We start from the raw sequence: 14,300 nt of genomic DNA, 5'->3' as shown, positions 1-14,300 counted from the left end.
AGGGGACCGGATACGCTGACTTGAGTGATGACAGCGACACATCGACATTCCGTGTGATCGTCAGCAGACAGGAGATCCCCTCGTGACCGTCGTCGGGCCGTTCGGGCTGAGCGTGCGGGACCAGGCACTTGAGGCCGATGTCCAGGCCGGGTTGGCTGCTGTCGAGTCCGGGCTGCTCGATGCCACCAAGAGCGGCGTGCCCTTCATCACGGAGGCCGCGCAGCATCTCGTACGCGCCGGGGGCAAGCGTTTCCGGCCGCTGCTGGCGATGCTGGCCTCCCAGTTCGGCGACCCGGACGCGCCGGGCATCGTGCCCGCGGCCGTCGTCGTCGAGCTGACGCACCTCGCGACGCTCTACCACGACGACGTGATGGACGAGGCGGACGTGCGCCGCGGCGTGGACAGCGCCAACAGCCGCTGGGGCAACTCGGTGGCCGTGCTGACCGGCGACTTCCTCTTCGCCCGCGCCTCGCACATACTGGCCGACCTCGGACCGGAGGCCGTACGCATCCAGGCGGAGGCGTTCGAGCGGCTGGTCACCGGCCAGATCCTGGAGACCGCGGGGCCGGGCGACGGCCGTGACCCGGTCGAGCACTACCTGGAAGTGATGCGCGGCAAGACCGGCTCGCTGATCGCGGTGGCCTGCCGGTTCGGCGCGATGATGGCCGGCGCGGACGAGTCGGCGGTCGACATCCTCACCCAGTACGGGGAGCGGCTCGGCGTCGCCTTCCAGCTCGCCGACGACGTACTCGACATCGCCTCCGACTCCCACGAGTCCGGCAAGACCCCGGGCACCGATCTGCGCGAGGGCATCCCGACGCTCCCCGTGCTCCACCTGCGGGCGCGGGCGGCGGCCGACGGGAAGCCGGACGACCTGGAGCTCGTCGCGCTCCTCGACGGCGACCTCAGCGACGACGCCCGGCACGCCGAGGCGCTGCGCAGGCTGCGCGCCCACCCGGCGCTGGAGCAGGCCCGACGGGAGACCGTCCGGTACGCGGAGGAGGCGCGCGCGACGCTGACGCCGCTGCCCGAGGGCTATGCGAAGGCCGCGCTGCGGGAGCTGTGCGACGCGGTGGTGCACCGCGCGGGCTGAGAGCCTTTCGGGTGATCTCCGGACCGGGCGGCCACACGACCGGCTCCGGGTCGCCGTCGTGGCGTCCCCTACTGGATGGGGGAGCAATCGCCTCCCGGTGTCATACCGAAGAGGTACGCGGAGTTGCTCCCGGGGGCTGACGCTTCCGCACCGCCGGTTTGGTCAGATGGAGAACAACCACTCCTGACCAAACCGGGTGAGAATGGCGGCACGGAGTGGACGAGTGCAACCGGACGGAAGCCGCCGACCACGGAGGTAGGGCACACATGGCACCGAACGACAGCGCAGAGACCAACGGCGGGACCAGGGGCACCGCCGCCGGCCGCCGCAAGGCGGCGCGCTACATCGTCCCGGTCGCGGTGGCGGGAGTTGCGGCCGCGACGATCGGGCTGGTCCCGGCGCTCGCGAGTTCCGGCGACCCCGATCTGCCGAAGATCAGCGCACAGAAGCTCATCGAGAAGATCGCCGCTTCGGACACCCAGCAGCTCTCCGGCACGGTGAAGATCAGCACGGACCTCGGCATCCCGTCGCTCGGCGGTCTGGCCGGCTCCTTCGCTCCGGGCGGCGGGGGCGGCAAGGGCGGTTCGAGCGCCGATCCGCAGGAGCGGATGACGGAGCTGGCCTCCGGCACGCACACCCTCCGGGTGGCCGCCGACGGCCCTGACAAGCAGCGGCTGTCGATCCTGGACAACGCGTCCGAGTACAGCCTGATCCGCAACGGCGATCAGGTCTGGGCATTCGACAGCAAGTCCGACGAGGCCTACCACGCCACCGAGGACCGGGCCGGCCAGGACGCCGGGAAGAAGTCCGGGCACCCGGTTCCCGAGGGCGTGCCCACCACCCCGAAGGCACTCGCCGAGCAGGTGCTGAAGGCCGCCGGCCCCACCACGTCGGTGACGGTCGACGGCACCGCGCAGGTCGCCGGGCGCGACGCGTACAAGCTGGTCCTCAAGCCGAAGCAGAGCGGTTCCACGATCGGTTCGGTCACGATCGCGGTCGACGCGGAGAACGGCGTGCCGCTGAAGTTCACGCTGCTTCCGAGCGCCGGTGGCAAGGCCGTCGTCGACGCCGGATTCACCAAGGTCGACTTCTCGAAGCCGGACGCCTCCTCGTTCACGTTCACCCCGCCCAAGGGCACCGAGGTGACCGAGGCCGACGACGCGAAGGCGCAGCACAAGGCCGACAAGGGCCTCGACGGCCTGATCCCGGGTGCCGAGGGGCTGGGCGCCGGGGGCGAGGGCGCCAAGGACACCAAGGTCATAGGCAAGGGCTGGAGCGCCATCGCCGAGATCACGACTCCGGGCGGCACCGGGCTCCCCTCGAAGGCGTCGGGCGATGTCCCGGCCGAGGCCCAGCAGTTCCTGGACGCGCTGGGCGACAAGGTCTCCGGCACGTTCGGCTCGGGCACGGTCTTCAAGACCCGCCTGGTCAATGCCCTGATGACGGACGACGGCAAGGTGTACGTCGGCGCGGTCACCAAGGACGCGCTGGTCCGGGCGGCGAACAACGCCTCCTGACGCCGGGTCGCGCCGCGCTTCCCGCACCGCTCGCCCGCCCCGCCGTACGCTCCGTACGGCGGGGCGGTCCGCCCTGGGGCCTGTCGTCAAACTGGCGTCTGCCGCGCGGCGTCCGGCACGCACGCTCGCGGCGTTGCCGCAATAGCCTGGTAGCTCCGCCACGAGACCATTCCGGCGCCTTGGGATCGCACGCACCGGACGCCGCGCGGCCGCCCTCCGTGGGCGACGACGGCAGTTTGACGACAGGCCCCGGCCCGTCCGGCGGACGGGCCCCGCCCGACCCATGGGGAGTACGCATGACAGAGTCCGGGACCGTCGTCGAACCGAGGGCGGTCACCGAGCCGGGAGCCGTGATCGAGACCCGGGGCCTCACCAAGCGGTACCGCGGCGGCCAGCTCGCCGTCGACGGCCTCGACCTCAGCGTCCCCGGCGGCAGCGTCTTCGGATTCCTCGGCCCCAACGGCTCGGGCAAGACCACCACCATCCGGATGCTGATGGGCCTGATCGACCCGACGTCCGGCACCGCGCGGCTCCTGGGCCACACCATGCCGGGCGCCGCCCGCACCGTGCTCCCGCAGGTCGGCGCGCTGATCGAGGGGCCCGCGCTGTACGGCTTCCTGAGCGGCCGGGACAATCTGCTGCGGTACGACTCCGCCGACCCGACCGCCGATCCGCGTACCCGCCGGTCCCGGGTGGGCCACGCCCTGGACCGGGTCGGGCTGGCCGCGGCGGCCGGGAAGAAGGCCAGGGCGTACTCGCTCGGCATGAAGCAGCGCCTCGGCCTCGCCGCCGCCCTGCTCCAGCCGCGCCGCCTGCTCGTCCTCGACGAGCCGACCAACGGCCTGGACCCGCAGGGCATGCGGGAGATCCGCGCCCTGGTCAGGGAACTGGCGGCGGACGGCACCACCGTCTTCCTGTCCTCGCACCTCCTCGACGAGATCGAGCAGGTCTGCACGCATGCCGCGGTGATGGCCAGGGGCCGGCTGGTCATCCAGGGCCCGGTCGCGGAACTGGCGGCGGGCGCCCGCGGCCGGCTGGCCGTCACCACCCCCGACCCGGGCGACGCCGCCCGGGTCCTCAAGGAACTGGGCGTCACCGGGATCGCGGTCGACGGCGACCGGGTGAGCGCCGAGGCCCCGCCGGGCGACGTCGAACTCGCCGACCTCAGCGCGGCGCTGGTGCACGCCGGCGTACGCCTGAGGTCCTTCGGCGTCGAACGGGCCTCGCTGGAGGACGCCTTTGTCGCACTCACCGGAGAGGGTTTCGATGTCGCAGGCTGAGACCGCAGTCGCCGGGGCGGGGAGGGCACCGAGCCCGCTGTGGACCTTCGGGATCCTCCGCTCCGAACTGACCACCACGCTCCGCCGCTGGCGCACCCTCGCGCTGCTCGGGGTGCTGGCCGCCGTGCCCGTGCTGATCGGCGTCGCGGTGCGGATCGAGACGAACCACGGCTCCTCGCCCGGACCGGGCGGCGGCGGGGGAGGCCCGGCGTTCCTCTCCCAGGTCACCAACAACGGCCTCTTCCTGGTCTTCGCCGCCCTCGCCGTGACGCTCCCGGTCTTCCTGCCGATGGCCGTCGGGGTCGTCGCGGGGGACTCGGTCGCGGGCGAGGCGAACGCGGGAACGCTGCGCTATCTGCTGGTCGCCCCCGCCGGACGGACCAGGCTGCTGCTGACGAAGTACGCCTCGGTGCTGGTGTTCTGCCTGGTCGCGACCCTGGTGGTGGCCCTCTCCGCACTCGCCGTGGGTGCGCTGCTCTTCCCCGTCGGCGAGGTCACGACCATCTCGGGGACGCGGATCGGCTTCGGCGAGGGACTGCTGCGGGCCGGGCTGGTCGCGGTGGTGGTCGCAGCGTCGCTGGTCGGGTTCGCGGCGATCGGCCTGTTCGTCTCGACCCTCACCAGCAGCGGCATCGCGGCCATGGCCGCCACCGTCGGGCTGCTGATCACCGTGCAGATCATGGACGGCATCCCGCAGTTGAGCGGGATGCATCCGTATCTCTTCCCGCACTACTGGATGTCGTACGCGGACCTGCTGCGCGACCCCGTCCACTGGGACGAAGTGGTCAAGAACCTGGGGCTTCAGGGCTTGTACGCGGCGGTGTTCGGCTCGGCGGCCTGGGCCCGTTTCACGGCGAAGGACATCACCGCCTGACGCACGGGGCGCAACACCCCACTCGCGCCGTCGGCCGGGCGAGCCGTCCCCCGATCGGCTCGTCGCGGCACGAACGGCACGAACGGTGCGAACTGCAGGAACGATACGACACGGCACGTTCCGTTTCCGCCTGGGTATTGTTCGACCTCTGGCGACACACTGTCAACAAGGGTCGGCCCGAACACGCTTATGCTCACCGAATGATCACATCGCCGAGTTCGCAGCGTCGCAGCGAGAGATCACGAAGGGCGACCCTGGAGGCCGCTCTCGAACTGTGCACGGAGAAGGGGTACGGCCGCGTCACCGTCGAGGCCATCGCGGCCAGAGCGGGTGTCAGCAAGAAGACGATCTACCGCTGGTGGCCGTCAAAGAGTGCGGTGATCCTGGAGGCCTTCACCGACGCGCTGGTCGGCACGACGCCGTTCGCCGACACCGGCGACATCGCCGCCGATCTGCGGGCCAATCTGATGGGCGCGGTGAAGCTCATCACCACGCCGCCCTACGGCCCCGCGTACGCCGGGATCCTCTCCGAGATGCACCACGACGACGCACTCGCGCGGACCGTCCGGGCGAAGCTGGTCGACCCCCGCTTCGATGAGGCGGTCGCCCGCCTGCGCCGGGCCCAGGAACAGGGGCAGATCCCGCCGGACGCCGACCTTCCGCTGGTCGTGGAGATGCTGTACGGCCCGATGTACTACCGCCACCTCCTGCGCAAGCCGATACAGGGCGAGGAGGAGATCGCGGCACTGGTCGCCCATGTGCTGCGGGCGATCGGGGTGCCGCCGGAGCCGTGAGGGCCGGGCGGGACGCACCGGGGCCGGGCCGACTGTCAGACGGGCGTGCGAGCATGCGGCGCATGGGAAACCTGTACGACTACTTCAGCGCACCGGACGACCCGGCGGCTCTGGCGACCTTCGACCAGGGTGTCGAGGCGGCCGGTCTCCCCCTGCTCCCGGTGAAGGGCATCGACCCGTACGTGCAGTTGGGCCAGGCCGAGAGCCTGCTCACCGGCACGCCGTACGACGACGTCACGTCGCTGCCGCGCTTCAACCGGCTGCTCAGCTCCCCCGAGGACGACTCCCGCTGGCTGGTCACGCTCACGGACGAGCTCCGCGACGCCTTGGCGGCCGCGAGGCCCGGCGGGTTCACGGCGGTGGCCGAGGCCTGGTCGCACATCGAGGAGTTCGGAGGTGAAGCCCCGCCCGGCGAGCTGGCCGACTTCCTGAACGAACTGGCGGACCTGGCCGAGGAGGCGCGGGCCCGCCCCGAGCCGCACCGGCTCTACTGCCTCATGTCGCTCTGACACCCCGCCGGCCGGTACGGACGACTCAGCCGAACACCCGCTCCAGCACCTCCGCGACGCCGTCGCTCTCGTTCGACGACGTCACCTCGTCCGCCGCGGCCCGCAGCTGCGGATGGGCGTTGGCCATGGCCACGCCGTACCCGGCCGTCCGGAACATCGGCAGGTCGTTGGGCATGTCCCCGAAGGCGATCGTGGAGTCGGCGGCCACGCCGAGGTATTCGGCGGCCAGCGCGAGCCCGGTCCCCTTGTCGACGCCGTACGGCTGGAGCTCGACCGTGCCGGGGCCGGAGAGCGTGACGGTGGCGAGATCACCGACGACATCACGGGCCGCCTCGGCCAGCGCGTCGTCCGTGAGCTCCGGGTGCCGGATGAGCACCTTGACGACCGGCGCGGACCACAACTCGTGGCGATGCCGGGTCCGTTGGGCGGGCAGTGCCGGATGGGGCATCGCATACCCCGGCTCGATCAGGGTCCGCCCCTCGGGCCCGTCCTGGTCCACGGCCGCGAAGACCGGCCCCACCTGGGCCTCGATCTTGCCGAGCGCGGTGTCGGCCGCCTCCCGGTCCAGGGTGAGCGCACGCACCAGCCGCCCGGACCCGGCGTCGTACAACTGGGTCCCCTGACCGCACACCGCCGGTCCCCGGTAGCCCAGTTCGGCGAGCAGTCCGCGTATCCCGGGCACGGGCCGCCCGGTGACCACGAGATGCCGGGCCCCGGCGCGGGCGGCCAGGACGAGCGCGGCGCGGGTGCGAGGACTCACGGTGTCGTCGCGGCGCAGCAGGGTGCCGTCCAGGTCGGTGGCGACGAGGGCATATGCGGGTGGGATGGGCATGGCACAAGACTAGGGTCTTCCGTTCGGGCCGGGCCGGATCGGGGAGCGGGGACCGCTGCCGGGGCATGCGAGCCCGGCCTGACCCCAACGACAGTGCCCAGGAGCGTCCGGAGCGCGGACGGGCACGCGTTGACAGACCCCCGCCGGGGTGCGTGTAATGAAGCCGGTGTCGCGTGACGCCGGCCAAAGAGCAGTGGGCCGGCCGGTGCTCGGGCGAACGCCCTTCACCGAGGGGCCCGTCATGAGTTCATACTCCGCGCCCTGCATCTGACGCACCCGCACCTGACGCAGCGGCGACCGCTGGTCGCACTCTCCCCTTCCGCATGTCCCGGCACCGTGCACCGTCATGGGCCGCGCATCGCGATCACCCGTTCCCACGGAGACACAGAACGTATGCCCACACCTTTCCATCGATCCGTCATCGAGGAGTTCCGAGCCAACGGCGGTAAGGCCGGCGGTCCCTTCGAAGGCGGGGACCTGCTCCTGCTGACCACCACCGGCGCGAGGTCGGGGAAGGAGACCACCACCCCCCTCGGCTACGTCCGCCACGGCGACGCGCTGCTGGTCATCGGCTCCAACCTCGGCGCCCCGCACCACCCCGACTGGTACCACAACCTGCTCGCCCACCCCGTGGTCCGGGTGGAGCTCGGCACCCGTACGTTCCAGGCCCTCGCGGTCCCCGCGGAGGGGGCGCGGCGCGAGGAACTGTTCGGTCACGCGGTGAAGGCCGCGCCCGGTTACGCCGACTACCAGGCCCGGACCACCCGGCTCCTCCCGGTCGTGGTGCTGGAACGCGCCGAGCCCGACGGCTGGGAGGCCCCGCGCGAGGTCAGCACCCTCGCCGACAAGGTGATGGAGGTCCACACCTGGCTGCGGGGCCAGTTGCGCCAGGTGAAGGCGGAAGTGGACGCCCACTTCGCCGCACGGGCCGCCCACCGGGGCCCCGGCGCGCCACCGGTTCCGGGCCTCGGGTTGCAGATCAGGCAGCGCTGCCTGGCGTTCTGCCAGGCGCTGGAGTTCCACCACACCAGTGAGGACGCCCACCTGTTCCCCGGCATCGCCCGCTACCACCCGCACCTGACGGACACCTTCGCCCGGCTCGCCGACGAACACCGCACGGTCGCCCGCATCCAGGGCGAGCTGGCGGCCCTGCTGGCGGACATCGGCATCGCCGAACCCGAGCGCTTCCGCGCCGAATTGGACAGGATGTCCACGGAACTGAACGCGCACCTCGACTACGAGGAGGAGCAGATCGTGCCCCTGCTGGCCGGGGTCCCGTGGCCGCCGGCTCCTCCGGCCCCGTGAATCGAATGCATCGAAGCGAAGAGACCGAACCGAAGAGACCGAACCGAACTGCTTCCGAGCGGTGAAAGGCTGTGCCGTGCGAGTGAGAGTCAAGGACTTCGACCACCTGGTGCTCAACGTGCAGGACGTCGAGCGTTCCCTGGAGTTCTACTGCGGTCCCCTCGGCCTGGAGCCGATCAAGGTGGACGAGTGGCGGGCGGGGAAGTTCCCGTTCCCGTCGGTGCGGGTCAGCCCGACGACGATCATCGATCTGCTGGGCCGACCGCGCCATGAGTCGAACGTCGACCACATCTGCCTGGTCGTCGAGCCGCTGGACTGGCAGGAGGTGATCGACGCGGGCGCCTTCACCGTGCTGGAGGGCCCGGTCTCCCGCTCGGGCGCCCGGGGCGAGGCGCAGTCGGTGTACGTCCAGGACCCGGACGGCAACACCGTCGAGCTGCGCTGGTATCCGCAGGACGTGGTGGGGGACTGACCGGCGGGCGGGGCGGGAACGGCGGGACCCGAGCCCTCTGCACTACTCGCCGAGTGCGTGCCTGAGCGCTTCGTCGAGCAGTTCCCGCAGAGCCGAGGAGGACGGGGCGACAGCGGTGGCAAGCAGCGCCGGGCCGCCGGCCAGCGGCGCGAGGACCGCACAGCCGTCCTTGATCCCTTCGCGGAGCAGGACGGGGGCACGACTGACGTCCAGCTCCGGGTGCACGACGAGGAGCTGGCCGACGGCGCGGTGTCCGCCCAGGACCGAGGGGCCGTCCCACCCGGGCGCCGGGTCCCCGTAGGCGGTGTGCTGGTCGAGCAGCAGGCGGCCGGCGTGGTGGACCCGGACGCGGCTGACGAGGTGACCCGGTTCCTCGTCGGCTCTGCCCAGGATCTGCTCCTCGCGCAGCAGCAGTCGCGAGGTCGCGGCAAGGCTGACGGTGCAGGTCTGGTGCAGATTGCTGCCGGCGGCGCTGATCAGCGGCTGTGGCAGCCAGCGCAGGCTGGCGTGCTCCCCAGCGGTCAGCCGTACGTCGTAGGTGGCCGGCGCGGTGGTGGGACCACGGAGGGCGAGCGTGGCGGCGGCCGTGGTGACCTCCAGTTCGGCCCGGTCTTCGGCGGTGATGTCGAGGGCGAGTCGGTCGCCGCCGAGCGGAGCGCTCATCGCACCGATGATCCCCACCGTGGCAGCCCGTCCGCCGGTGCGCATGCGGCGTAGATGGAACGGGCCGTCACTGCGCAGCTGCGGGAGCGTGGTGACGCGTCCGTTGTACGTGGCACGGATGCGCGCGGTGGCATGCACACCGTCCGGGTGTCCGCAGGATGCCTCGGCATCGGCGGCTGGGACGGCGGGATCGAGCGGGATATCGGGCTCAGCGAGTCGGGAGCCGGAGCTCATGCCGCCGCCTTCGCGCGCCACCGGGTGAGGTGCCCGGTGATCCAGTCGGCGATCTCGCGGATGCCGTCGTCGGAGGTGAGGCTGGTGAAGACGACGGGAAGGGCGCCGCGTTGCCGTTCGGCGTCGGCTGCCATGGTGGCGAGGTCGGCACCGACGTGCGGAGCGAGGTCGGTCTTGTTGACGACGAGGAGGTCGGCGGTGGTGATGCCGGGTCCTCCCTTGCGGGGGATGTCGTCGCCACTGGAGACGTCGATGACGAAGATCTGCACGTCGACAAGGCCCTTGGAGAAGGTGGCGGTGAGGTTGTCGCCACCGGACTCGACGAGCACCAGATCGAGGGGGTCGAGGGTCTCGTCGAAGTGCTCGACGGCCTCCAGGTTGGCGGAGATGTCGTCCCGGATCGCGGTGTGCGGGCAGGCTCCGGTCTCCACCGCGGTGATCCGCTCGGGCGGCAGCACGGCCTCGCGCAGCAGGAACTCGGCGTCCTCGCGGGTGTAGATGTCGTTGGTGACGACGGCGAGGGAGAGTCTGTCGCGCAGCGTGCGGCAGAGCGCGGCGACGCTGGCGGTCTTGCCGGAACCTACGGGACCGCCCAGGCCGACGCGGAAGGCGCGGAGGCTGCCGTCCGCGCGCAGCGGCTCGGCGCTGTAGGTGTGGCGGTGGGGCATGGTCACGGGGTGATCGAGGTGCATGGAAGCTCCAGGGGCAGGGGTGGGTTCAAGAGGCGAAGAGCCGCACGGTCCAGGCGGCGTGCTGTTCCGCGGTGATGTCCAGCAGCAAAGAGGACGCCGACGGCAGGGCGTCAAGACCTTCGGTCTCCACGCGGGCCGCCGCGTCGGCGGCGTTCGCAGCGACGGTGTCGACCTCCGTGCTCAGGCGTGCCAGCAGCCACGAGGCGGCGAGGGGATCGAGGCTGAGCAGGCGCACCGCTGCGGTGGCCGGGCCGCCGACGGCTTCGTACGCTGCGGCACAGGCGGCGTCCTTTGGGGTGAGCCCGGCGGCTCGGGCGGCGATGCCCTGGACAATGGGCTGATGGGCACCCTGGGGTCGCTCGGCGGCCAGGCGGTCGAGTTCGGCGGACGGGAAGGTGGCGCGTGCCGCGCGCATCATCTGCCGGCCGAGCCTGCGGGCCACGGCGCGCAGCGCGGGGACGGGGGTGCGGGCGTCGGCGGCGTCGTCCAGCATCAGGGGGTCGCATCCGGCGGCGGCCGCGGCAGCCAGGCCGGCCGTGGTCAGACCGGTGGTGTGCAGGCGCCCGCGGCAGAAGGCTTCGAGGCTGTTGATGTCGTGTACGGCTTTGTGGGCGACCGCGGCTTCGACGCCGCCGGAGTGGGCGTGCCCGCCGGCGGGGAAACGGCCGTCGGCCAGCAGGAGCAGTGCGGCACGGCTCATGGGCGATCCGGCTGCCTTTCGCGGGGTCGGGTGGTGCAGTGGTCCAGGAGGGCACGGGTGCCTGCCCGGACCACTGCTGCGGTGACGGCGTCGCCGTCCGGGCGGGGGCCGGTCAGAAGAGGAAGTACCGCTGAGCCATGGGGACTTCAGTGACAAAGGATCGCGGCACGGTCGCTCCGTTGAGTTCCGTGCGGGCGTCCCCTGTGGTCGCACCGCCGATGGTGACCTCGAAGCTGTTGTGGTCGACGTGGAGACTCTCCGGCACCGTGTCGTTCAGCTTCATGTCGGCCTTGGTGACGTCCCGGATGCTCGTCGAGATGTCCATGAACTTCTTGCCGATGCCGAGCCCACCGGTCGTCATCTCGGTGACGTTCCCGCCGCTGTCCCGGACGGTGACGACGCGCGAGTTCAGCTCGTCGGCCACGCCGGGTGCCACGAAGTTGTACGAGTTGCTCAGGGGGGAACGGCCGGTGGAGCCCCAGACCGGTCGCGGCAGGAAGGGCTGCGGTGTCGTGATCGATGCGTTGGCGTCGCCGACCTGCGCGTAGGCGAGCTGCCCGCCCTTGAGGACCATGTGCATCTTGACGCCGAAGAACTTCGGCTCCCAGAGCACCAGGTCGGCGAGCTTCCCGGTCTCCACGGAACCGACGTGACCGTCGATGCCGTGAGTGATCGCGGGGTTGATCGTGTACTTGGCGACGTAGCGGCGTGCCCGGTAGTTGTCGTTCGGGATGAGCCTCTCCGCGTTGTGGGAGTGGTCGGCGTCGTCAGCGATCGGGCGGACCTTCGCGTGGGCGAGGTCCTCCTTCAGAGGGCCGTATCGGGATTTCATGACGTGTGCGGTCTGCCAGGTGCGCATGACCATCTCGCCGATGCGTCCCATCGCCTGGGCGTCGGAGGACATCATCGAGATGGCGCCCATGTCGTGGAGGAGGTCCTCCGCGGCCATGGTGGACGGCCGGATGCGGGAGTCGGCGAAGGCCATGTCCGCCGGAATGTCTGGATTGAGGTGGTGGCAGACCACCATCATGTCGACGTGCTCCTTGACGGTGTTCACCGTCAGGGGGCGGGTCGGGTTGGTCGAAGCGGGCAGTACGTTCTTCTCTTTGACCAGTTCGATCATGTCCGGGGCGTGGCCACCGCCGGCGCCCTCGACGTGGAAGATGTGGACGGAACGCTTTTTGCCGTCTCTCGTGAAGGCGTCGCGGGTGCTGTCCAGGAAGCCGGATTCGTTCAGTGAGTCGGCATGCAGGGCCAGTTGGACCTGGCGGCTCTCGCACACGTCCAGCGCCGCGTCGATCACGGCGGGCGTGGCTCCCCAGTCCTCGTGCACCTTGAACCCGATGACGCCTGCGTCGACCTGTTCGTTGAGGGCGTCCGTGTTCACCGTGCTGCCCTTGCCGAGCAGGCCGATGTTGACCGGGTACGCGTCCAGGCTTTCGAAGACCCGGGTGATGTGCCACGCGCCCGGGGTCACGGTGGTGGCCGTGCTGCCCTCGGCGGGGCCGGTGCCGCCGCCGATGAGCGTGGTCACGCCCGAGGCGAGGGCCTCGTGGATCTGCTCCGGGCAGATGAAATGGACGTGGGTGTCCACACCTCCCGCGGTGAGGATCCGCCCGTTGCCGGAGATGACCTCGGTGTTCGGACCGACCACGAAGTTCGTCGGCCGCACCGTCTCCGGCAGCTTGTCACTCGGGGACGTACGGTCCGGCATCTCGAACACGTTGTCCGGGATCGGGTCCATCGTCTCGGGGTTGTACGCCTTGCCGATCGCGGCGATCACACCGTCGCGGAGCCCGACATCGGCCTTGACGACCCCCCACCAGTCGAGGATCAGCGCACCGGTGACGACCGTGTCCACGGGCGTGCGTCCTTCGGCGTCCCCGTCTCTGGGGATGTGGGACATTCCCATCGACTCCCGGATCACTTTTCCGCCGCCGAAGATCATCTCGTTACCGCTGTGCTTCGGACCGCCGCTCCAGTCCGCCTCGATCTCGATGGTCAGGGCGGTGTCGGCCAGGCGGACACGGTCCTTGGCGGTGGGCCCGTACAGAGCGGCGTAATCGGCCCGCTTCAGGACGTTGCTCGGCGCCGAGTTCTCCGGCGACCTCGCCGACCTGCTGCTGGACGGGGTGGATTTGTTGTTGCTCACCGGTGCGCCACCTCACGCAGTCCCTTGACCTGTCGATCGCCCTGGATCTCCACCAGTTCGACGCAGCACTCGTCGCCCGGCTCGAAGCGCACGGACGTACCCGCGGCGATGTTCAGCCGCCGCATCCGCGCCGCCTCGCAGTCCTTGAGCTCCTGGGGCGACTCCAGTTCCGGACCGGAAGGGACCTCGACCCTGAGGACCTTCAGCCCCGGGTTGACGTCGGCGAAGTGATAGTGGGAACCGACCTGGACGGGGCGGTCCGACATGTTCTTCACCCTGATCCTCGTCCTGCCCGCACCCGGCAGCGTGGTGGCGTCCTCCTGCAGGTCTGCGTTGAACTCGATCGCCATGTACCAGGACTCCGTGTCCCGGCACTTGTCACAGCACGACGGCGCATCGTTGCCCCTGTCGCCGTCGCAGTCGACCGGGCAGCCCGGCTTGCGGGGCGGCCGGGGGTGCTCGACCTTGCCCGGGTGGACCTCGGGCTCCTCGGTTGCCTCAGGGAAGGGATCGTGGATGGTGACCAGCTTGGTGCCGTCCGGAAAAGTCGCCTCCACCTGAACGTTCTTGATCATCTCCGGTACGCCGTCCATCACTTCGTCCCGGCTCAGTAACTGCCGGCCCGATTCCATGACGTCGCTGACTGTCCGGCCGGCCCGTGCCTGCTCGAAGACGTGCACCGTCAGCAGGGCCATCACCTCGGGGTAGTTGAGGAGCAGCCCGCTACTGCGGCGCCGCTGCGCCACGTCAGCCGCCACATGGATCAGCAGGCGCTCCTGCTCATGCGGAGTCAAATGCACGATGAGCCATTTCTCTTGAACGGGCAGGGCCAGCGGCCGGGCCTGCGGAAGGACACGGAGCACGTCCTCGGGCGGCGCCAGTCGCTCACCGATCATGAGCGGCAGAGTTCATCGAGTAGGACGCGTCACCTGATCGCGTACACGATCAGGTGAAATCGAGCCGGGCGGTGCGGAGTCTCTGGCCTTCCGGCTGTATAAGCCGAGGCTGCCGAAGCGTTCGGACGGTGCCGAACTCCGGCAGCAGCCTGCAAGTACGCACACCTCAAGCGCGGCGCCCCGCTCCTCGTCGTCCCCGACACGGACTGCACGTACACGCTGTCCGTGCGGCCCGCGGCAGGGCCGTACGGGCGCACCGAAGTAACTTTCCGTATCGGATTCAGTTC

The 14,300-nt window shown here is 70.6% G+C and carries 13 protein-coding genes and 2 pseudogenes; 8 read left to right on the top strand and 7 right to left on the bottom strand.

What is annotated here, in order from left to right:
- The first annotated feature begins 82 nt into the window (after positions 1-82).
- The 6 genes from ACFV8T_RS07035 to ACFV8T_RS07010 all read left to right on the top strand — a co-directional run bounded on the left by ACFV8T_RS07035 (position 83) and on the right by ACFV8T_RS07010 (position 6,067).
- Positions 83-1,093 carry a polyprenyl synthetase family protein gene (locus ACFV8T_RS07035; protein ID WP_385325323.1) on the top strand — a complete coding sequence of 337 codons (1,011 nt, stop codon included), beginning with the start codon at positions 83-85 and terminating at the stop codon, positions 1,091-1,093.
- Positions 1,094-1,359: 266 nt separating this feature from the next.
- Positions 1,360-2,610, top strand: a complete 1,251-nt coding sequence (locus ACFV8T_RS07030) for an outer membrane lipoprotein carrier protein LolA (RefSeq protein WP_385325322.1) — start codon at positions 1,360-1,362, stop codon at positions 2,608-2,610.
- A 296-nt stretch (positions 2,611-2,906) separates the two neighbouring features.
- Entirely contained in the window at positions 2,907-3,890 is a 984-nt protein-coding gene (locus tag ACFV8T_RS07025; protein ID WP_385325320.1) for an ATP-binding cassette domain-containing protein, read from the top strand.
- Positions 3,877-4,764, top strand: a complete 888-nt coding sequence (locus ACFV8T_RS07020) for an ABC transporter permease (protein WP_385325318.1) — start codon at positions 3,877-3,879, stop codon at positions 4,762-4,764. Before ACFV8T_RS07025 ends, ACFV8T_RS07020 begins: the two co-directional genes overlap by 14 nt.
- A 200-nt stretch (positions 4,765-4,964) precedes the next feature.
- On the top strand, positions 4,965-5,558 hold the full coding sequence (locus ACFV8T_RS07015) for a TetR/AcrR family transcriptional regulator (protein ID WP_385325317.1): 594 nt from the start codon (positions 4,965-4,967) through the stop codon (positions 5,556-5,558).
- A 62-nt stretch (positions 5,559-5,620) separates the two neighbouring features.
- On the top strand, positions 5,621-6,067 hold the full coding sequence (locus ACFV8T_RS07010; RefSeq protein ID WP_385325315.1) for a hypothetical protein: 447 nt from the start codon (positions 5,621-5,623) through the stop codon (positions 6,065-6,067).
- Positions 6,068-6,092: 25 nt separating this feature from the next.
- On the opposite strand, the gene ACFV8T_RS07005 is transcribed toward ACFV8T_RS07010, so the two are convergent.
- Positions 6,093-6,899, bottom strand: a complete 807-nt coding sequence (locus tag ACFV8T_RS07005; RefSeq protein ID WP_385325314.1) for an HAD family hydrolase — start codon at positions 6,897-6,899, stop codon at positions 6,093-6,095.
- A gap of 393 nt (positions 6,900-7,292) precedes the next feature.
- Between ACFV8T_RS07005 and ACFV8T_RS07000 the strand changes: the two genes are divergently transcribed.
- Positions 7,293-8,204, top strand: a complete 912-nt coding sequence (locus tag ACFV8T_RS07000; protein ID WP_385325312.1) for a nitroreductase/quinone reductase family protein — start codon at positions 7,293-7,295, stop codon at positions 8,202-8,204.
- A gap of 82 nt (positions 8,205-8,286) precedes the next feature.
- On the top strand, positions 8,287-8,676 hold the full coding sequence (locus ACFV8T_RS06995) for a VOC family protein (protein WP_385325561.1): 390 nt from the start codon (positions 8,287-8,289) through the stop codon (positions 8,674-8,676).
- 42 nt (positions 8,677-8,718) lie between these two features.
- Here the strand turns inward: ACFV8T_RS06995 and ACFV8T_RS06990 are convergent, their stop codons facing one another.
- From ACFV8T_RS06990 to ACFV8T_RS06965, 6 genes and pseudogenes are all read right to left on the bottom strand, one after another.
- Complete coding sequence (locus ACFV8T_RS06990) at positions 8,719-9,573, bottom strand: urease accessory protein UreD (protein ID WP_385325310.1); 855 nt, start codon at positions 9,571-9,573, stop codon at positions 8,719-8,721.
- On the bottom strand, positions 9,570-10,265 hold the full coding sequence (gene ureG, locus ACFV8T_RS06985; protein ID WP_326767167.1) for an urease accessory protein UreG: 696 nt from the start codon (positions 10,263-10,265) through the stop codon (positions 9,570-9,572). Before ureG ends, ACFV8T_RS06990 begins: the two co-directional genes overlap by 4 nt.
- 25 nt (positions 10,266-10,290) lie before the next feature.
- The gene (locus ACFV8T_RS06980; protein WP_385325308.1) at positions 10,291-10,965 is read right to left on the bottom strand and encodes an urease accessory protein UreF; all 675 of its coding nucleotides are present in this window, start codon (positions 10,963-10,965) and stop codon (positions 10,291-10,293) included.
- Between the two features lie 112 nt (positions 10,966-11,077).
- Entirely contained in the window at positions 11,078-13,042 is a 1,965-nt protein-coding gene (locus ACFV8T_RS06975; RefSeq protein ID WP_385325559.1) for an urease subunit alpha, read from the bottom strand.
- Positions 13,043-13,113: 71 nt separating this feature from the next.
- Positions 13,114-13,419, bottom strand: a pseudogene (locus ACFV8T_RS06970) (urease subunit beta); the annotation flags it as partial.
- 204 nt (positions 13,420-13,623) lie between these two features.
- Positions 13,624-13,917 (bottom strand): annotated as a pseudogene (locus ACFV8T_RS06965) (urease subunit gamma); the annotation flags it as partial.
- Between the last annotated feature and the right edge of the window lie 383 nt (positions 13,918-14,300).

The organism is Streptomyces sp. NPDC059832 (genome assembly GCF_042731715.1).
Lineage (GTDB): Bacteria > Actinomycetota > Actinomycetes > Streptomycetales > Streptomycetaceae > Streptomyces.
This window is presented reverse-complemented; position numbering and strand designations above follow the sequence as displayed.